At 36.2% G+C, this 18,713-nt stretch carries 16 protein-coding genes; 8 read left to right on the top strand and 8 right to left on the bottom strand.

Annotated elements, in window-relative coordinates:
* Window positions 1-504 precede the first annotated feature (504 nt).
* Together U0R11_RS10395 and U0R11_RS10390 are read left to right on the top strand one after the other, a co-directional pair.
* A complete protein-coding gene (locus U0R11_RS10395) occupies window positions 505-756 on the top strand; it encodes a hypothetical protein (RefSeq protein ID WP_406751625.1) in 252 nt (83 codons plus the stop codon).
* Between the two features lie 27 nt (window positions 757-783).
* On the top strand, window positions 784-1,386 hold the full coding sequence (locus U0R11_RS10390; protein ID WP_406751624.1) for a hypothetical protein: 603 nt from the start codon (window positions 784-786) through the stop codon (window positions 1,384-1,386).
* Between the two features lie 949 nt (window positions 1,387-2,335).
* Here the strand turns inward: U0R11_RS10390 and U0R11_RS10385 are convergent.
* Genes U0R11_RS10385 through U0R11_RS10370 form a run of 4 tightly spaced genes read right to left on the bottom strand, consistent with a single transcriptional unit; the run spans window position 2,336 to window position 5,109 of the window.
* Entirely contained in the window at window positions 2,336-2,752 is a 417-nt protein-coding gene (locus U0R11_RS10385) for a hypothetical protein (RefSeq protein ID WP_109322531.1), read from the bottom strand.
* A gap of 4 nt (window positions 2,753-2,756) precedes the next feature.
* Complete coding sequence (locus U0R11_RS10380) at window positions 2,757-3,974, bottom strand: alanine dehydrogenase (RefSeq protein WP_406751623.1); 1,218 nt, start codon at window positions 3,972-3,974, stop codon at window positions 2,757-2,759.
* Window positions 3,971-4,405: a tRNA (adenosine(37)-N6)-threonylcarbamoyltransferase complex ATPase subunit type 1 TsaE gene (gene tsaE, locus U0R11_RS10375; RefSeq protein ID WP_406751622.1), complete on the bottom strand. Its 435-nt coding sequence runs from the start codon at window positions 4,403-4,405 to the stop codon at window positions 3,971-3,973. Before tsaE ends, U0R11_RS10380 begins: the two co-directional genes overlap by 4 nt.
* Entirely contained in the window at window positions 4,405-5,109 is a 705-nt protein-coding gene (locus tag U0R11_RS10370) for an SDR family oxidoreductase (RefSeq protein WP_406751621.1), read from the bottom strand. Before U0R11_RS10370 ends, tsaE begins: the two co-directional genes overlap by 1 nt.
* Before the next feature lie 37 nt (window positions 5,110-5,146).
* On the opposite strand from U0R11_RS10370, the gene U0R11_RS10365 reads away from it, so the two are divergent.
* Complete coding sequence (locus tag U0R11_RS10365) at window positions 5,147-5,878, top strand: MlaE family ABC transporter permease (RefSeq protein ID WP_166375720.1); 732 nt, start codon at window positions 5,147-5,149, stop codon at window positions 5,876-5,878.
* On the opposite strand, the gene U0R11_RS10360 is transcribed toward U0R11_RS10365, so the two are convergent.
* The 3 genes from U0R11_RS10360 to U0R11_RS10350 are packed head-to-tail and all read right to left on the bottom strand — an operon-like array spanning window position 5,875 to window position 8,477.
* Window positions 5,875-6,729, bottom strand: a complete 855-nt coding sequence (locus tag U0R11_RS10360; RefSeq protein ID WP_406751620.1) for a transglutaminase family protein — start codon at window positions 6,727-6,729, stop codon at window positions 5,875-5,877. The two genes, U0R11_RS10365 and U0R11_RS10360, sit on opposite strands and share 4 nt — an antisense overlap.
* Window positions 6,726-7,460, bottom strand: coding sequence for a peptidase (locus U0R11_RS10355; RefSeq protein ID WP_406751619.1), 735 nt, complete (start codon window positions 7,458-7,460; stop codon window positions 6,726-6,728). Before U0R11_RS10355 ends, U0R11_RS10360 begins: the two co-directional genes overlap by 4 nt.
* A gap of 54 nt (window positions 7,461-7,514) precedes the next feature.
* Window positions 7,515-8,477 carry an alpha-E domain-containing protein gene (locus U0R11_RS10350; protein ID WP_406751618.1) on the bottom strand — a complete coding sequence of 321 codons (963 nt, stop codon included), beginning with the start codon at window positions 8,475-8,477 and terminating at the stop codon, window positions 7,515-7,517.
* Window positions 8,478-8,662: 185 nt separating this feature from the next.
* Between U0R11_RS10350 and U0R11_RS10345 the strand changes: the two genes are divergently transcribed.
* The 3 genes from U0R11_RS10345 (at window position 8,663) to U0R11_RS10335 (ending at window position 12,845) form a co-directional block, all read left to right on the top strand.
* Complete coding sequence (locus U0R11_RS10345) at window positions 8,663-9,694, top strand: quinone-dependent dihydroorotate dehydrogenase (RefSeq protein WP_269010635.1); 1,032 nt, start codon at window positions 8,663-8,665, stop codon at window positions 9,692-9,694.
* A gap of 63 nt (window positions 9,695-9,757) precedes the next feature.
* Window positions 9,758-12,229 (top strand): FtsK/SpoIIIE family DNA translocase, encoded by a 2,472-nt coding sequence (locus U0R11_RS10340; RefSeq protein WP_406751617.1) that lies wholly within the window; start codon window positions 9,758-9,760, stop codon window positions 12,227-12,229.
* 7 nt (window positions 12,230-12,236) lie between these two features.
* Complete coding sequence (locus tag U0R11_RS10335) at window positions 12,237-12,845, top strand: LolA family protein (RefSeq protein ID WP_406751616.1); 609 nt, start codon at window positions 12,237-12,239, stop codon at window positions 12,843-12,845.
* Window positions 12,846-13,050: 205 nt separating this feature from the next.
* Here the strand turns inward: U0R11_RS10335 and U0R11_RS10330 are convergent, their stop codons facing one another.
* Complete coding sequence (locus U0R11_RS10330) at window positions 13,051-16,104, bottom strand: efflux RND transporter permease subunit (RefSeq protein WP_406751615.1); 3,054 nt, start codon at window positions 16,102-16,104, stop codon at window positions 13,051-13,053.
* An 837-nt stretch (window positions 16,105-16,941) separates the two neighbouring features.
* Here U0R11_RS10330 and U0R11_RS10325 point away from each other — a divergent pair.
* On the top strand, window positions 16,942-18,087 hold the full coding sequence (locus U0R11_RS10325) for a DUF4221 family protein (protein ID WP_406751614.1): 1,146 nt from the start codon (window positions 16,942-16,944) through the stop codon (window positions 18,085-18,087).
* Window positions 18,044-18,556: a hypothetical protein gene (locus U0R11_RS10320; protein WP_406751613.1), complete on the top strand. Its 513-nt coding sequence runs from the start codon at window positions 18,044-18,046 to the stop codon at window positions 18,554-18,556. Before U0R11_RS10325 ends, U0R11_RS10320 begins: the two co-directional genes overlap by 44 nt.
* The last annotated feature ends 157 nt before the right edge of the window (window positions 18,557-18,713 follow it).

Genomic DNA, 18,713 nt, shown 5'->3' with positions numbered 1-18,713 from the left:
CACATTAAAATGGTTTTAATTGCTAAATGCCAGTATTTTCACCCATTTAGACCGAGCATATTTAAGTCAGATGGTCAGGGATTTTCATCCGCCGAATAAGGGAATGTAGAATTTTGATTGAAAACACCGTCGGTCAGCACGAGCGAAAGGTGATGAACGAAGCGGTAGGCGGAAAGGAAATGGTAAAAAGGTTAATGGTGAATTGCAAATGCATTAAATTTCTCTGATTTCATTCACATTATTGGATTAATACTTTTCTTGGTATTTCTTTTTTTTCATAAAAAAAGAAATGCAGTTAATTCTATATCAAGTTCTTATTATGGGTTAGGCATGACCCTGCGGGACATGCCTAACAGCTAGCTAATTTTTTTAAGTAAGAATGTATGATGATAGTCTATATGACGAATTAGTATTTAAAAAATTATAAAAGAAAGTATTTGAGCATTATTGTTTCTTTAAAATTGTAAGTTTATTCAATTATACCTCTGATAAAGTTAAAACAGTATGGAAACATATTTGAAGTTTTGTAGATATAAAAAAAATGATCACGAATTTTGGCAATTGATTCATAATGATTTGGATCTATTGGTTGGAGATTTATTTCATTATGATGAATCCTATTATAATATGCTTGAATTATCTAATCAATTATTATTTAAATCTTTAAGATTTTCACTGGGGAATTATACGGTAACTGAAAATTTTATTGATAAATGGGGATTTAGGAATATATATTTGTGGCCTTTAATTGATTAAGTATCAAATTTGAAGTTTTACATACAAATGAAACCTAGAGATCAATTTAGTAAAAAAGAGTGTAAAGAAGGAGAAAGCTTTATATCATGTATTGGAAATATGTATGGACATAGCGGTGTTCTGAGGCAATACCAAAATGCAGTTAATATACTTTTTGATAATATAAAAGATCATAATGTTGTAGCAGATTCAATTTCATATCCAATTATGTATATGATGAGACATTCTTTTGAACTTGGTTATAAAAGTAATCTAGATTATTTTGAAGAATATTTGGGAGTTAGTTGTAATTCCAATGAATTAAAAAATCATAATTTGAATAAACTTCATACTTTGTTTTTAAATAAGCTTGATCAAATAAATACTAAGACGCCTTTTGATATTGAACAATATGAAAATTTCAAAAAAGTTCATATTAAAACATCTAAGCTTTTAGAATTCTTAGAACCATTAAAAAATTCTGCATACCGATATGTAAATAGTTTAGATGGAACTCTAGTTTTTGCACCTAATAAAACTATTGATATAAATTATGTTAAATGTTTATTTGATGAGGCAATTGAAATGTTTTTTGAGACAACAAATCTTATTTCTCCCTTAGCGAAAATCATTATTTCAAATGATGATTAATTAAATTTGATATGAAAGTGGTATTTTACTTTACATTGTAAATCCCTAAGCGGAGAGACAATCGGTTCTGCGTAGCAGAATTCGTCTTTGGATTAACCGCCCTTCTTCTGTTTTTTTTGTTTCTTTTTTTATGAAAAAAAAGAAAGACCAATGAGCTATTTAACTAAGAAAAGTACTTGTATGAACTTTTTTAACAATTCTTTTTATGGAACTTAACTTACCATGGTATTTCTTTTTTTGAAAAAAAAGAAACAAAAAAACTTCTTTTTTTGTCGTTCAGCAAAGGCGAATTTCGCTTCGCGAAACCGTGATTCACTCCGCTATCGCCTATATTTTTGACACCGACGCACATCGCCCATGCTGAGGTCAAAACCTCGTCTATCGCTGCGCTCATCACCTTTCGCTCGTGCTGACCGACTGTATTGTCAATCATATAAATTCAACATTGAACGGTTAATCCCAACGAAAGATTGGAACGAAGCTTGAGCGAAGCGGAAGGCGGATATTTGACCCTGCGCATAGGCCATGTGTGTAAGCGTCAAAGATTAAAGCCGTAAGCGGAGAGACAATCGGTTCCGCGTAGCGGAATTCGTCTTTGGATTAACCGTATTTCTTCTGTTTTTTTTGTTTCTTTTTTTATGAAAAAAAAGAAAGACCAATGAGCTATTTAACTAAGAAAAGTACTTGTATGAACTTTTTTAACAATTCTTTTTATGGAACTTAACTTACCATGGTATTTCTTTTTTTGAAAAAAAAGAAACAAAAAAACTTCTTTTTTGTCGTTCAGCAAAGGCGAATTTCGCTTCGCGAAACCGTGATTCACTCCGCTATCGCCTATATTTTTGACACCGACGCACATCGCCCATGCTGAGGTCAAAACCTCGTCTATCGCTGCGCTCATCACCTTTCGCTCGTGCTGACCGACTGTATTGTCAATCCTTTAAATTCTTCATTCTACATTGTCCATTTCCTCCGGGAAAGGAATAAACACAAAATTCGTAAACTGGCCATCGACCACGAAAAGGCAGGCGAATTCTTCAATGTCCTTGTAATTTTGAACAAAGAGTTCTTTATTTTCTTCCGCTACCAAACCTCTTTGAAGAAATTCCTCTAAAGTGGAAGCGTGGTAATTCCATTTATTACCGTTCATTTCATTGACTCCAATCAACTTTTGACCAATTTCAATGGGCCTTTGAGATGTTACAAAAACAGGGAAATCCGAAAAACCTCTTTTCTTGATTTGGTAGGAAGCCTCCTTCAAGAGTTCAGATACCAAGATGAAATCACTGGAAATTAAGCCCAGATACTTGCCATTCAAGTCGGGGGAGTTGGGTGCATTGGAAAGGGCTTGATAATCTTCAATCATAATGTTAACTCTTACTTAGTAATAATAATTGGATGTCTTTCACCGCTTTATGAAACAACTTGCCTATCATAGGATGTGTGATGTAACCTTTATAGGCATAAACGCCCTTCATGAAGGATTTTCCTTGCCAGAGCATTTCTTCTACACCACCCGTTTTTCCTGCTTTCAGTAAAAATGAAGTAATCAAATTGCTGATAGCTAAACTGGCGGTTTGGCTAACTTGGGAAGGGATATTAGGAACACAATAGTGAATTACTCCATGTTTGGTAAAGGTAGGATTTCCTAAATTGGTGGTAAATGAAGTTTCAAAACAGCCACCTTGGTCGATGCACACATCCATGATCAAGGTGCCTTCTTTCAGCTTGCTCACCATTTCTTCTGTCACGATGCAGGGCGTAATGCCATTATCTGAACGTAAGGCACCTACAATCACTTGGGCTTCTTGCAAGGCTTTCGGTAAGTTTTCCGAATCAATCACTTGGGTGATGAGAGGAAAGCCTAAACTTTGTTTCAGACGTTGTAATTTATAAATGTCTTTATCAAAAACTTGTACTTGAATGCCCGTATGCCAAGCGGCCCTTGCAGCTTGCTCTACTACTTGACCGGATCCCAAAAGCACCATTTTGCAGGGTGGAACTCCGGTTACATTACCTAACAAAATACCCGGTTGATGTTCCTTACGTAATATTTCTGAAGCTATCGGTAAAACGAGTTGCCCAGCAATCTCTGCCATGATTTTCACAAATGGGAAACCACCGCCATTGTCTTCGGCATACTCTAAACCTATGGCTAAGATTTTCTTTTGGATTAATTTATCAATGATTTCCACCGTTAAATGATGGTAAGAAGCACAGGAAATGAGGCAATTACCTACTTTCATTAAATCAATCTCCTTTTCACTGGGTGGGCTGATTTTGATCACCAAGGGTGACTGCCAAACTTGTGATAAATCTTCCGTAACAGAAGCTCCAGCCAATAAATAATCGGCATCTGAAAAGCCAGAACGCTCTCCTGCGGATTTTTCTACGAGCACTTCATGGCCATTGGCTACTAGTAATTGGACAGCATGTGGACTTAGCGCGATTCGGTTTTCGTATTTGGCATGTTCTTTGGGTATACCAATCAAAATACTACGGGCATTTTGTTTGGTCCAAGCCATCGCCTCCATGGGCATGATACCTTGTTGCGCTAATAGTTCTTGAAAAGGATTAGATTCCATCATTCGTGCCAAATTGCTGTAAGATGACGGTGCTTTTCATCTTGAGTACTAATATTTATTTCTATATGAGGAAAATCCCACAAGTCTTCGGCTTGCTCTGGCCATTCGATTAAACAAAGATGACCAGAATCTAGGTATTCTTCAATACCAATGTCCAAAGCTTCTCGAACATTTTTCAAACGGTAGAGGTCAAAGTGGTAAATGATATCTCCAGCTTCATTTTGATATTCATTGACCAAAGAAAAGGTAGGACTTTGGACCAACTGCATGACGCCCAACTGTTTCCCCATTTCTTTGATTAAAGTGGTCTTTCCTGCTCCCATTTGTCCACGAAAAAGATAAACGGAAGGAAATGGAGAGCTTAATGCGATCCAATCTTTTACCACAGCGGGTAAATCTTCTAAGGAATACGTTGCGCTAAATACTTGTTTCATCAGTCTAAATCAATATCTCCTAGTTGTGGACGAATCAATATTTCCTCTAACACGGTTGAAGGAGCCATTTGATAAGCTGCCCAAATGGTGGAGGCAATGTCCTCGGCAGGAATAAATCGACTTGCTGGTAAATTTACTCCATCCCAAGAAGGGGTTAAGGTAGCACCCGGTAAAATGGCGGTTACTTTGATCCCTTGGGTTTTTAGTTCTTCTCTTAATACTTTGGTGAACCCCAATAAGGCAAATTTACTGATACAATAAGAGCCACCTTGGGTATATGCTGTGATGGAAGCGGTAGAACAAATGGTAAAAATATGTCCTGATTGCTGAGCTTGGAAACTCGGCAACAAGGCTCTGGTTAAATGATAGGCAGAATACAAATTGGTTTCAATTTGTCGCTCCAGCACGTTTTCCTCCTCATTTTGAATTTGACCTGGAAGAAAAAATCCCGCATTATTAATCAATACATCTAGCTGAGAACTATGCTCTAACACAAATTGAGCAAAAGCTTGAGTCTGATCTTTTTGACTAACATCTGCCACAAAAGTATGGAGCAAAGGACTGTTCAATTCCTCATGTAATGCGGCTAAACTAGCTGCCTTACGGGAGCAAGTAAAGGTCTTATATCCTTCTGAGATAAATTTTTTCACTAAAGCTTTGCCAATTCCCTGGCTACCCCCGCTGATTACTACCGTTTTGTTCATTATATTTGAGTCTTATTGCGCTCAATTAATCCAACGCATGTCAAAATTAGGCAAATATTTAATCTTCCTTGGTAAGCTTTTTACAAATCCTGAGAAATTTAGGGTCTATGTATCTTTAGTGATTCAGGAATGTATGGATATTGGAATCAATTCCTTGTTGATTGTCACCATCGTAGCGTCTTTTTTAGGGGCCGTAACTTGTGTGCAAACTGCCGCCAATATGGACAATCCTTTTGTTCCACAGTATATCATCAGTTTGATTGTACGCGATTCTACTTTATTGGAATTAGGCCCTACTATTACTTGCGTGGTATTGAGTGGAAAAGTGGGCTCTAGCATTGCTGGACAATTAGGTACCATGCGCATTACCGAGCAAATTGATGCCTTGGAGGTGATGGGAATCAATTCTCAGTCTTATTTGGTATTACCCAAAATTTTGGCATCCATCATTACCTTTCCTATGTTAGTTACTTTGGCATGTTTCCTAGGTATTTATGGCGGTTATATCGCAGGTTGGTTAACAGGTGCCATTTCTCAGCAAGAATATATTCACGGTATTCAATTCAATTTCAAAGGAAATTACATGTTTTTTGCCTTAGTGAAATCCGTGGTATTCGCCTTTTTGATTGCTTCTATCGCTTCATTTCAAGGTTTTTATACCAAAGGCGGGGCTTATGAAGTAGGGAAAGCAAGTACGGCAGCTGTGACTAATTCTTGTATTGCAGTATTAATTGCTGATTATTTATTGGCACAATTATTAGTAGGCTAGATTCTTTCCATCTTCACTTCTGTTGTCAAGCTAGATATGGCGATTCCTCGATAGGTGCCAAAGACAGGTGTGATTTCTTCTGGTAGGCAAGAGGCCGCCAATGGAATATGATTTCCAGAGACTACTTCATGTTGGGTTGGATCATAGCCTCTCCATCCACCACCTGGTAAATAAACTTCCACCCAAGCGTGTAAATGGTGGGTTTGATTGGGTACATCCACTGGGGCAACCCCAATGTAATAGCCAGAAACAAAGCGCGTGGCTAGACCCATGGCTCGGCAGAGGGCTGCAAATAAGACAGCATAATCTCGACAAGAACCTTTTCTGTTTTGTAGTGTTATTTCAGGACTATGCGGGGCACCTTCTTCTCGGATTTCGTAGGCAAAGTTTTGGAATATAAATTCATTGACAGCCGATAAAAACGCAGAAGTATCCCAAAGTACAGCCTTGGCTAATTGCTGAGCACAGGTATCGATATCCGGACTGATGGCATCTTGCGTTAAATATGGACTTAGAGTTCTTTGGTAACTAGGACTGTATTGAAGCGGAAGTTTTTGACTTTCAAAAGGGAAATACACAAAATCAAAAGGATTGAATTCGGTGGTTTCTACTACCGCTTCCATGTAAATGCTCAAATGCCTCGTGGGCTGCTTGAAATACAATATATTTTGAATATTCCCTTCTGGGTCCAGGTTTTTTGAAATCTGTACGGGCAGCGGTTGTATGTCTAAACTGATGGAGTTGACCGACAGCATAGAGCTTTTCCTGGGATGTAGATACAAGACATGCGGATCCAGTGTCACGAGTTCACTATATTGGTAATTCAAACGGTGTTGAATATGTGCGATCATGCCGGCTTGGGGCTAAAAGAAATGAGGTTTTCCATCCATTTTTCATCGATTCCTTCCAATGAATTGCGCAAGGCGATATTCCAATCATCTGAAATGCTTTGCATGTCTTCTTTGCTTAATCGGATTTCTTTGGCATGAAAACTATTTTTTTCATAGACCACCACATCAATGGGATAATCCACGTCATTGGAACTTACTTGTGTGGCATCAAAAGAAAGAAAACCCATTTTTAGGGCATCTTTTAAGGACGTTTCCATGGTAAGATTGCGATTTAGCAAAGGCTTTCCATAGTTGGAATTACCAATGATTTGGTATTTCAATCCTTCATTGATTTCAATCCAATTTCCTTCTGGGAAAATTAAAAAGAGCTTATGTTCTTTATCCTGACTCATTTGTCCACCTACCAAGGCATGGAGATTAAAATGGTATCCTTCTTTTTCCAGTGAATCCCGATCTTCGGAAGCTACTTTTTTTAGCATATTTCCAAAAGCCGTAGCAGCCTCAAACATAAAGTCATAACTAGCTTCTTCCTTTTCAATGGCTTGATTGAAATAGGTGACCGCTTTATCACGCACGGAGCGTAAACCAGCTGTCATGATAAATAAACTATGCTTTTGTACTTCGTGTATGGAGATTTTTTTATTCGAGTAAACTTCGTTTCCAGCTGTAATACGGGTATCGGCAATGGCTACTAAACCTTCTTTAACCTTAATTCCTAGGCAAAATGTCATGAGATGCAAATCAAAAATGTGCGCAAAAATACAAATTTTAAACGAAGGCTAAGCTTAGCTGACGGGTTTGAGGTCAAAATAAGTATTGAATATCGTTTCCCCTACTTCATTATTTTTGATTTGAAAATTATCTAAATATTGATGGAGCCCAGTATTTAAGATGTCATCAATCTCAGTGAATTCAACTTCCGATAGAAGTTTGGATAGTTTCTTCTCGGCAGGATTAGAAAATCCATTGTCGGAAGAGGTTCCGGATATGTCGTAGAGAGAGGATTGTGCTTCTTTCAAGCAATGTACCACCGAGCGAGGAAAGTTTTTGTCCAAAATCAAAAACTCCACAATGTGCGTTGGATTAACCACCTTGTATTGCTGACGAAACATGTTATAAGCAGATACCGACTTTAATACAGCTGACCAAAGCAATAAGTCCAAAGGAGAACCAATTTCATTGACATCCGGTAAAAGTGTAAAATATTTTACGTCCAAAAAACGTGTGGTTTTGTCGGCCCGTTCCAACAATTTGCCCAATTGTCCAAAATGCCAAGCTTCACCTCGAGTGATAGTGGAATCAACAATGCCGTAAAATAGCTGACTGCCGGATTTGATTTCTTCTAGAAAGCCTTGGTAGCGAGAAATTTCCCAGTTTTTACTCCCTTCTACCTTGTCTTTTACTTTCCAGTAGATTTGGTTGACATATTCCCACATCTCTTTGGAAATGCTTTCCCGAATGGTACGGGCATTTTCACGGGCACAATAGAGACAGGAAATGATGGAGTTAGGATTTTTAATATCAAATGTCATGTAGTGCAATACGTTCTCGCGACTGGCCTCCGAATAATGCTCAAAGAAATTAAAATGGTCGGCTGTGGCCACAATGAGCGGTTCCCATTGTTCGGGAACATTGGGAGGAAGGTCTAAAGCAAGGTTGAAATTAACAGAGATAAAGCGGGCATAATTATCCGCTCTTTCAATGTATCGGTTCATCCAGTATATGGAATTAGCTACACGACTTAACATAGGCTTTTATATTTATTAAATGCTTGATATTACGAATGATATTTAAAATTAGCCTTTTTTTTAAGAGTAGCAATTGAGCTAGGAAGAAAATTGAATTTGGCGACAAAATTTGGATTTTATGGAGAAGATTTTCCTCAATCTAGCCCATTTTTTGTATTTTTGAGGTACATTAAATTCCTCCTATGATTTATCAATCCATCATTAAGCCCCTCTTATTTTTGTTGAGTCCTGAAAAAGCTCATTATGTAGTGGCGGACAGTTTACGTTGGATGATGAAAATTCCTGGAGTGAAATCCATCTTTCGTTCCTTGTTTCAGTTGGAAGATCCCCGATTAGAAAGGACGGTTTTTGGTATAAAATTTCCTAACCCTGTAGGTCTAGCAGCAGGATTTGATAAAAATGCATCTTTGGTGGATGAGTTTTCTAATTTGGGTTTTGGCTTCATCGAAGTGGGAACGGTTACTCCTAAAGCTCAGGATGGCAACCCTCAGCCGCGTTTATTTCGTTTACCAGCCGATCATGCGCTAATCAATCGCATGGGATTTAATAATGAAGGATTGGATGCCATGAAAGCACGCTTGGCGAAGCGAACCTCCAAGGTAATCGTCGGGGGAAATTTGGGTAAGAATAAAGTAACACCCAATGAATTAGCCGAGGAAGATTATTGCTTAGGATTTGAGGCTTTGTTTGATGTGGTGGATTATTTTGTAGTGAATGTAAGTTCTCCCAATACCCCCAATCTACGCGATTTACAAGAAAAGGAACCGCTCAAGAAATTATTGAGTCGATTACAATCCTTGAATGCACTTAAACCTAGCCCTAAACCCATCTTATTGAAAATTGCACCGGATTTGTCCAATGCTCAATTGGATGATGTCTTGGAAATTGTTCAAGAGACGAATTTGGCAGGAATCATTGCGACGAATACCACGCTTTCTCGAGAAGGATTGCAATCGGATCCTAGCTTAAGTCAAGAAATGGGAGGTTTAAGTGGGAAGCCATTGACACAGCGTTCAACGGAAGTGATTGCCTATTTGTATCAACATTCCAACGGTAAAATACCCATCATAGGAGTAGGAGGGATACATTCTGCTAAGGATGCCTTGGATAAGTTGAGGGCAGGAGCTAGCTTGGTTCAGGTTTATACGGGTTTTGTGTATGAAGGCCCAAGTTTAGTCAAAAAAATCAATCAAGGAATCATTCAGTCGGGTCTATAAAAATGATTTTGTAAATCGAATCAAAAAAGCGAAATTTACAGATAGCATTCATCCTACACCTTTATGGCCAAAAAGATTACTAGTCCTAGCAATACCCTCCAACTGAATTTTGAGAAGGATAGCAACAAGGAATCTGTAAAGAGGAGTGAATTGTCGGGCCGTATCCGCCTCATTGTCGCTAGTTTTTTATTCTTAACCGGTATTTTATTATTTGTAGCGTTTATTTCCAACTTCTTTATGGGAGTGGCGGATCAAAGTGAAGTGGAACGTAGTACGCTCGATGTCATAGAAGGTTCTGATATACCCGTGAAAAATTTAGCTGGTCTTTTAGGAGCTAAAATTGCGCATTTTTTCTTGTTTAGAACCTTTGGATGGTCATCTGTCTTGTTGATACCCTTGTTCTTATTATCGGCTTTAAAAGTAGGTTATCGCAAAGAAATATATTCTGTAGATCGTCTATCTTGGCAAGTCCTCTTTTATGTGATTTGGGGTAGTTTGGTGGCTGGTTTTTTATCCTATCAATTAGATTTACCTCATTCCTTAGGTGGAGGCGTTGGGTTTTTCTTGAATGAAAAGCTACATCAATTGATTGGCTACATGTCCATTTTTGTGATTTTGTTCGCAGGTTTGGTTTTCATGATCTTATTTTATCAGTTAAACCCTAAACCTAAAGCGCAACCTTTGGCTGATGCTTCTCATGCAGATGAGGGAGCTCAAGCACCTTTGGTTCCCAATGCGGAGGATGCTTTGTTTGAAGAAGATTTGTTTGACGAGGATCCTAGTATACATGTTGATAATGATGATCTTGAGAAATTTAGACCCATTGTTCCTCCTTTAAAGTTGAATGCAGATGCAGAAGAGCTTGACTTAGATGAAGAATTGTCGACACAAGAAGTTCCAGAAGCACCTGTAGAAGATTTAACCTTCACCTATAAAGTTGCGGAAGTAGACCCTAATGCCCCAGTAGAAGAGGTGGAAGAACTGACTACGGAAACGAAGGCCAACGATTTAGTGGCTCAGTTTGGATTATATGACCCAACGGCAGATTTACCGAAGTACCAATACCCAACCTTGGATTTACTAAAAGAGTATGATGTGAAAAATCAGACAACTCAAGTAACCATGGATGAGTTGAAAGAGAATAAGGAGAAGATTGTAGAAACACTTCAGTACTATGGCATTGGTATTTCTAAGATTGAAGCAACCATTGGGCCTACAGTTACTTTGTATGAGATTGTTCCTAAAGCAGGAGTTCGAGTAAGTAAGATTACGTCTTTGGAAGATGATTTATCGCTTTCCTTGGCCGCTATGGGGGTTCGTATTATTGGCCAAATGCCCGGAAAGAATACCATTGGTATTGAAGTAGCGAATAAGAATCGTGAAATGGTGCCTGTGCGGGCGGTGATTGGTTCGGAAAAATTCCAAAAGTCGAATTTTGACTTACCTATTACCTTAGGAAAGACCATTTCCAATGAAATTTTTGTGGCTGATTTAGCCAAGATGCCTCACTTATTGATGGCTGGAGCGACAGGTCAAGGTAAGTCGGTTGGTTTGAATATGTTGTTGACCTCACTCATTTACAAGAAGCATCCAGCTACATTGAAGTTTGTGTTGGTAGACCCCAAGAAGGTAGAATTGTCATTATTTAATAAGTTAGAAAGACACTTCCTAGCTTGCCTACCTGATTCCGAAGAAGCGATTATCACGGATACTAAAAAGGTCGTGAGTACTTTGAATTCCTTGTGTAAGGAAATGGACTTAAGGTATGATAAGTTGAAAGATGCAGGCTGTCGCAATATCAAAGAATACAACCATAAGTTCATTAATCGTCGTTTGAACCCCAATGATCACGAATTCATGCCTTATATTGTATTGGTGATTGATGAGTTGGCCGACTTGATGTTGACTGCAGGAAAAGAGGTGGAGCACCCTATTGCTCGTTTGGCACAATTAGCTCGTGCTATTGGTATTCACTTGGTAGTTGCTACCCAGCGTCCATCGGTGAATGTCATTACGGGAACTATTAAAGCCAATTTCCCGGCACGTTTATCCTTTAAGGTTATGTCGAAGATAGACTCCAGAACGATTTTGGATGCGGGTGGTGCGGATCAATTGGTAGGACAAGGGGATATGTTGTTATCTATGGGTTCTGAGGTGATTCGTTTGCAATGTGCTTTTGTGGATACGCCCGAGGTAGAAGAGATTTGTGAGTTTATAGGTAATCAGCAAGGTTATGCTTCGGCTTATTTATTGCCTGAGCCTGATTCGGAAGAAACGGGTGGGCAAGAACGTAGTGATATGGATTTGAGTAATCGAGATTCGTTTTTTGATGAAGCGGCCAGGTTGGTGGTGATGCATCAGCAAGGTTCGACTTCTTTGATCCAGCGTAAATTAAAATTGGGTTATAATCGGGCTGGAAGATTGATTGATCAGTTAGAAGCAGCAGGTATTGTAGGTTCATTTGGTGGATCTAAGGCCCGTGATGTTTTAGTTAAAAGTGAAACAGAATTAGAAGAAATTTTGAGAAATTTATAACATAACCATGAAGAAATTTATTGCTATTATTGTCGGATTATGTATCAGTACCTTCAGCTTTGCACAAGCTTCTAAAGCGATCAGTTACATCGACGGGATGCAAAAAAAGTATAAAGCGATGTCGTCTTTTGCGGCGAGCTTTTCTTATGCCACGGATGGTGGCGCACCCATGAGTGGATCCATTTCTGTGAAAGGAACTAAATTTCGTTTAAAGACCGCTGGACAAGAGATTTTTAATAATGGCAAGGAAGTATCTACCTACATCAAGGAAATCAATGAGGTAAACGTTTCGGCCTTTGATCCGGCAGATAATGACTTGAATCCAGCTAAGATTTACTCCTTTGATAAAAAAGCGTATAAAATTTCATTGGCAGGAGAAGCTGGTTCAATCGCTACCATAGACATGATGCCTACTTCCAAAAATGCGCAAATGCAGAAAATCAGCATCAAGATCAATAAAGCCGATAAATCGGTAAAGGAATGGACGATCATCAATAAAGCAGGTAAGAAACAGAACTTCAAAGTGCTGAAAATTGAATCTAAATCTTTGGATGATAAGTACTTTACTTTCGATAAAAAGCAATACCCTGGGGTGGAGGTGAATGACCTTAGGTAAATTGTGAATTATGAATTATAGATTCTAGGTGATTTGTTTTATTGATTACATCTAACTAATTGTTGGTGTAAACTTTCACATGATACACTTCAGAAAACTTGTTTATTTTTTCGATAAAATAGCCAAGCCATTTTTATTGCCACTACAAATCAATCATAACCAAGGCAAAATATTGTCTTGAAAATGCAATAAATCATTTGTTATTTTAACGTCTTACCGGAAGCATATTGGGTAAAAACACAGGTAAGTAAAAAATGATTCCTATTAGTGAAAATAGTAAGCCACCGATTGTTCCTGCACCAAAAGCAAACCAAAACACTTCGTTCTGCCCAAAAATGATAAAAGGAATTAATCCAATTATAGTTGAAAAAACGGTTAAAAAAATGGGGGTTATTTTATGATTGAATGCCTTCAAGTATAGAATAAATGAACCTTGTTTAGGGTGCTTTTTTTGTAAGTTGTTAAATTCTGTGATCATAAAAATAGCAGCACAAACCACATTCCCACTTAATAACACCAATGAAGCGTATCCTCCTTGGTCAAAATTAATATCAAAGAAATAGAAAGTTAGAAATACCCCAATGAATGAAATGGGAATAAGCGAAATTAGTGCAAGTGGTTGAAGTAAGGATTCAAATATTATAGCACAAATCATATAGATAAGTAAGATGACAATGCCTAATAGCCAATAGGACTTTTCCTTTTCAACATCTTGCCAAAGAATATTTTTTTTCTTTACGGTAAAGCCAAGCGGTAAATCAGATTTGAATTCAGCTAAGGTTTTATCCAAAAATTTCTCTCCGAAAATTTGACTCCCAAAATATTCAAAACTGATAATTTGGATATATTCTTGGTTTTCTTTGTTTATTTCAGGGCTAACTTTTTGCTTGTCAACCGCTCCCATATTGGAAAGCTTCATTTGTTTGTTTTCTATTTGTATTGGTTGATTCATTAAGGCCCATACATCAAAGATTTTGTTGTCTGTTGGAACTACTTTGATTTCTTCATATTCGCCATTAATAAATTGAAATAGATCTGTTTGTGGTCTAAAATTTTGTCGTTGAAGGTATTCGTATATTTCAATATTATGTTGACCTAAAATGGCCATTTTGCTTGATTTAGTGGTTAACACATATTCAAATAGGTTTTTATTGTTCCAATAAGTAACACTTTTGTTTGTGTTGACTTCTTGAATTCGGGGATGAACTTCTAGCAGTCGTTTTAATGTATTCGCATGTTTGCCAAATTCATTGAAATGATATCCCCGCATTTCTAAAAGGAATGTCGGAGTACTATTTTCATTGATATTTTGATTGAAACCTTGTCCAACCCCATAAATATCCCAAGATAGACCACTCATTTCACTGGATAGTGATATTAATTTATTCTTTAAAATAAACGGGAAAGGGCCATTTTGAAAATCAGTTTTAAAATAGATGACTATGCTCCCATATTGGCCATCATAAACGCGAGTGATAAAGCGGTCTATTTCTGGGATCTCTGATAGGTATTTTTCAATTTGTAAATAAACCTCATTCATTTGCTCTATGGTGGAGTGATTGGGTAAGCTAGCGTTGACGTATAATGCAGTACGTTCACTGTTCGTTGGGTGAGAATATTCAAAAACATATTGGCTAAATAAATAGATACTTGTTCCCAAAGCTAGAATGATTACGAGTATGCTTGATTTACGAAATTTCAAGAGAAAGGCTATTACTCTGTAGTATTGGCTACTTAATTCGGATATTCGTTTTATTTTTATTCTATTTTGTTTTACTTGACGGTTCTTTTTGATGGATAATTTTTCGATGATGGCTGGCACTAAAAATAATGCGACAATCAAAGATATTCCTAATTCGATGGTCATAACAATGGCAAAATCCATCAAATTTATTTTGGTTTCTTCTGGTAAAAACCAAATGATGCTTAGTCCTGCCATGGTAGTAAAGGTAGCTCCCGAAAGCGCCTTGAAAACATTTCGATTTTCATATCTTCGATAGTGGTCAATCATTACAATCGTATTATCGATGACTATCCCTAAAGATGTAGTAATAGCTGCCAGTGAATACAGATGAATTTCGATTTTTAAAAAATAGAAGAAGATGAAGGAGATTGCTAAATTGACCAATAGGCTTATCAAAATGAGTAAAGTGTATTCTATGCTTCTTGAACTTATCCCAACAAAAAGCAACAATATTAGTAAGGCTAAACCTGTTTGAATCCATATTTTTTCTAAATTTTCTTGTATGTATTCGGTAGCATCGTATTCGATATGGATGTTATAAGTAGGAGGAAGACTTCTTTTTAAACCATTTAATTTATCTTTTATTTTTTTGGCAAGGCTTAATTGATTCGCCCCTGCATCTGCTTGAATCACCATGGTGACTGCATTTTCTCCATTAATTCGATAAAACTCTTGTATTGATTTTTCCTTTCGTTCAATTTTCAAAATATCAGATAAATGGATAATTCGCCCAAGAGTATTTTGTTTATCGTCTTTGATTGTTAGGAGAATATTCCCCAGATCAGATTTGATTTCCTCAGAAGATTTTTGATTTCTTTGAAATGAAGGATTTAAAATCACGTTCATTTGTTGGTCTTTCGTATTTAGGGCGAGCCCAAGACTAGCTTGCTTATATTGTTGACTTATGGCTTGAATGATGTCATATTCAGTTATATGAAGATTTTCAAATTGACTTCTGTTATATGTTAAAACCCATTCTTTATCATTGCCTCCAAAAACTTGTAAGGCATAAATACCTTCAATTTGAGCTAATTGAGGTTTAAAATGTTCTTCCGCATAATCTTTAAGCTCACTTAAATCAGCCGCACCGTTCAATTGTAAAGACATAAGCGGTTTTTTCGCTTCTTCCTCATCTGGTGAATTTAAGTAAATGATTGGGTATGAGACATCTTTGGGTAATTGAGGATATACTTGCCTTATGAGTGACGCAACTTCAAAACGCAATTCATCTAAATCAGTGAATTTATCAATTTCTATCGTGATAAAGCCACTGCCATAATTGGAGATGGATCTAATTTTTGTGATACCTTGTAAGGTACTAAATGCAGCCTCTAATTTGCTTGAAACTTGGCTTTCAAGAACTTCGGGTGATACATCCCTCCAGTCGTAGGTAATGGTTAGGTTTCCAGCATTTTTTATTGGATTTAATTGAATGGAAAGTTCAGGAATAAAGGCTATTCCAATGATGCACAATACGATAAATAAAATGATGATCCCAAAAGATGACTTTTGCATTTGATAGCAGCTAGGGCAAATGATTTTATAAATAAGTTTGTTTTTTTTCTCTTTGTATTGTTAAATATGTTAGATGTACATAAATTTAGCCAACCTAGATAACCACTAAATTCATTCAGATGTATTCAATTAATAAAATCTCCAAACCTATGACTCGCGAACAATTAGCTGGTCATTTGGGAATTTGTTCCAAAACGCTTCATCGTTTTATTTTGAAACATTCCATTAAGCTAGAAGCTCGAACTTTAATTAAACCTAAAGTTATTCAGGAGATTCTTCAAAAATTTCATGAAATAGAGTGACTGTCCAATAATGTCCAAAGATGTCTTAAGATGTCCATTTAATCCTATTGACATTAATAATTATTATCGGGAGGTTTGAAACATGAAAACGTTTTCAAAATCTGCCGAATTAAATAGCCTTGACGTCGGTGAAATTTAAGGGATGCAAATTGTTTAATTTTAAAATTTAATGACATGAAATTGAATCAAAATCTAGTTAGTAAGACTAAGAGAGTCTTATTGGCGGCTACATTAACAGTTGGATTTTTAGTTACAAACAGTCTAATTAATGAATCTCAAGCAAAAGACAAGTCCGATTCTGTGAATCGCTTATGGAATGGACAGTGTTGCCCAGTTTGTTCTTTAGGTAATTGTGGAGGATATTAAATTTTGGTATCCTAATTTAATCGCAAATATCTACTATGAAGTCGAGAAGATTATTGAAATAATACCATTATCCTATTGATTTTGTATTAGATATTTGTGGTTTTTTTCCACCTTATATCGATTATACATGAGAATACGATTTTACTTATCCATTTGGACGGTAAGCTTTATGGCTATTTTGGGGAGTTGTAATCAATCTTCTTTTGATAAAGAATCATTGCAGAATGATATATTGATTATAAAATATGACTCCATAGAAATGCCAGTAGATTCAACAATTAGTGCTGTTGGAAATTATAATCATGTATATCATAAGGATGCAAAGGGAGAGAGTTATTTAGTTGTCTCTAATCTAAATAACGAATTAGTTTATTTTAACTTAGATAGAAGAAAAATAGTCAAACGAATTAAATTTCAACAGGAAGGACCTCATGGTATAGGATATATAGGGAATTTTAATTTTTATTCTGAAGATTCCATTGTTTTAAAAGGATTGAATCCCTTGGAAACCTATTCTTTAAATACTGATGCTAAGAAAATTTCAACATTTTCAACTTCCAAATTTGCTGGATTTCAAGCGAGGGAAATTTTAGGACAACCTACCACGTGTATTTCTATCTATAATCAATATGTGATACAGTTTACTCAAGCATTACTTCTGAGCGACTTGTCAAGTAATAGGAAATACTTTGATTTAAATAGTAAGGCATTTGCACTTTTGGATTTGACCAATGGGAAATATACTTTTTTGCCAATTAAGTTTCCGATAACGATGCATGATAAAAAAGAATTTTGGGATTTGTTCCATATTACACCTAGTAGCGCAATTATTCAAGATAAATTTTATTATACATTTCCAGGATCAGATAGTTTATATTTTTATAACATCAATACCAAACAAGTAAAGCAAGTTTCCGCTCCAAGTATTCATTCCGTTAATGGAAATGGAGTCGTAGTAAGGAAATTCACCTCTTTAGAAGAATACTTCGACGTTTATGCACAAAATATGTCTTACGTTAAAATTTTAGCGGATGGAAATAATAATAGAATTATAAGGTTCATCGCACACCCTACTAAAAAATGGAAAAATAGTGGGAACCTAAATGATGTATTAATTTCAAAGCCTTTTTCGATTCAAATTTTTGATAGTGATCTAAATCTATTGGGTGAAACAGATGTATTTTTTGATAATTTCTATGATTTTCTAGATTCATTTGTTGGTGAAAAAGGTTTATATATTTCAAATAATCACCCAGAAAACGCTAAAATAGATGAAAGATTTTTATCGTATAGTATTTTTAAAATTGGAAAGTAGAAATATTGCTTTTCTTCTTTTGTTATTCTTGGGGTTTAATATTGCATGTAATAAAACAAACTCACCTAGTTCAATATTAACGAGATTAATAATTGAAAATGGAAAATCAATTGAGCCCAATTTTAGTGGATATGTGCTTATGATACCCAATGATGGTTGTCATCCTTGCATTCAAAAAGCATTAAAGTTAACTGCCAAATATCTTAATCATAAGCACATCTATTTTGTTATTACAACTGATTTCGATTTTAAAAGTACTAAGTTGAAATTTTCTGGTAGGGAAATATTGTCCAATAATTTAGTATTTGATATCCATAAAAAGAGTAATCAATTAGGCTTACACAAAAGTAATTTGACTGTTTTATATTTTAAGGAAGGAGAAATGATTTTTGAAAAAGCTATCAATCCTACTACTGCTAGTTTTGAGCTATTCGAATTGCAATCACGCATTGATCGTATCAAAGGATAATGCCTCCTCTTGTACTTTACAAAATGTAGGTTCCTATAGTCTAGATTTTTATTCGAATCAGAAATTCAATAAGTGACAATGTGGGAAATTATCCTCAAGAAATTGACCAGTTAAATCTTTGGTTTACATTTTCTAGGTGTCATAGAAAATGAAAATT

This window comes from Aquirufa salirivi (genome assembly GCF_045310485.1).
Lineage (GTDB): Bacteria > Bacteroidota > Bacteroidia > Cytophagales > Spirosomataceae > Aquirufa > Aquirufa salirivi.
Note: the sequence above shows the minus strand (reverse complement) of the source record. Positions and strands in the feature narration are given on the sequence as shown.

What these genes read in the sequence shown, in the direction of transcription:
- U0R11_RS10395 (WP_406751625.1), top strand. Translation starts at nt 505, where the DNA reads ATGGAAACATATTTGAAGTTTTGTAGATATAAAAAAAATGATCACGAA.
- U0R11_RS10390 (WP_406751624.1), top strand. Translation starts at nt 784, where the DNA reads ATGAAACCTAGAGATCAATTTAGTAAAAAAGAGTGTAAAGAAGGAGAA.
- U0R11_RS10385 (WP_109322531.1), bottom strand. Translation starts at nt 2,752, where the DNA reads ATGATTGAAGATTATCAAGCCCTTTCCAATGCACCCAACTCCCCCGAC.
- U0R11_RS10380 (WP_406751623.1), bottom strand. Translation starts at nt 3,974, where the DNA reads ATGATGGAATCTAATCCTTTTCAAGAACTATTAGCGCAACAAGGTATC.
- tsaE (WP_406751622.1), bottom strand. Translation starts at nt 4,405, where the DNA reads ATGAAACAAGTATTTAGCGCAACGTATTCCTTAGAAGATTTACCCGCT.
- U0R11_RS10370 (WP_406751621.1), bottom strand. Translation starts at nt 5,109, where the DNA reads ATGAACAAAACGGTAGTAATCAGCGGGGGTAGCCAGGGAATTGGCAAA.
- U0R11_RS10365 (WP_166375720.1), top strand. Translation starts at nt 5,147, where the DNA reads ATGTCAAAATTAGGCAAATATTTAATCTTCCTTGGTAAGCTTTTTACA.
- U0R11_RS10360 (WP_406751620.1), bottom strand. Translation starts at nt 6,729, where the DNA reads ATGATCGCACATATTCAACACCGTTTGAATTACCAATATAGTGAACTC.
- U0R11_RS10355 (WP_406751619.1), bottom strand. Translation starts at nt 7,460, where the DNA reads ATGACATTTTGCCTAGGAATTAAGGTTAAAGAAGGTTTAGTAGCCATT.
- U0R11_RS10350 (WP_406751618.1), bottom strand. Translation starts at nt 8,477, where the DNA reads ATGTTAAGTCGTGTAGCTAATTCCATATACTGGATGAACCGATACATT.
- U0R11_RS10340 (WP_406751617.1), top strand. Translation starts at nt 9,758, where the DNA reads ATGGCCAAAAAGATTACTAGTCCTAGCAATACCCTCCAACTGAATTTT.
- U0R11_RS10335 (WP_406751616.1), top strand. Translation starts at nt 12,237, where the DNA reads ATGAAGAAATTTATTGCTATTATTGTCGGATTATGTATCAGTACCTTC.
- U0R11_RS10330 (WP_406751615.1), bottom strand. Translation starts at nt 16,104, where the DNA reads ATGCAAAAGTCATCTTTTGGGATCATCATTTTATTTATCGTATTGTGC.
- U0R11_RS10325 (WP_406751614.1), top strand. Translation starts at nt 16,942, where the DNA reads ATGGCTATTTTGGGGAGTTGTAATCAATCTTCTTTTGATAAAGAATCA.
- U0R11_RS10320 (WP_406751613.1), top strand. Translation starts at nt 18,044, where the DNA reads ATGAAAGATTTTTATCGTATAGTATTTTTAAAATTGGAAAGTAGAAAT.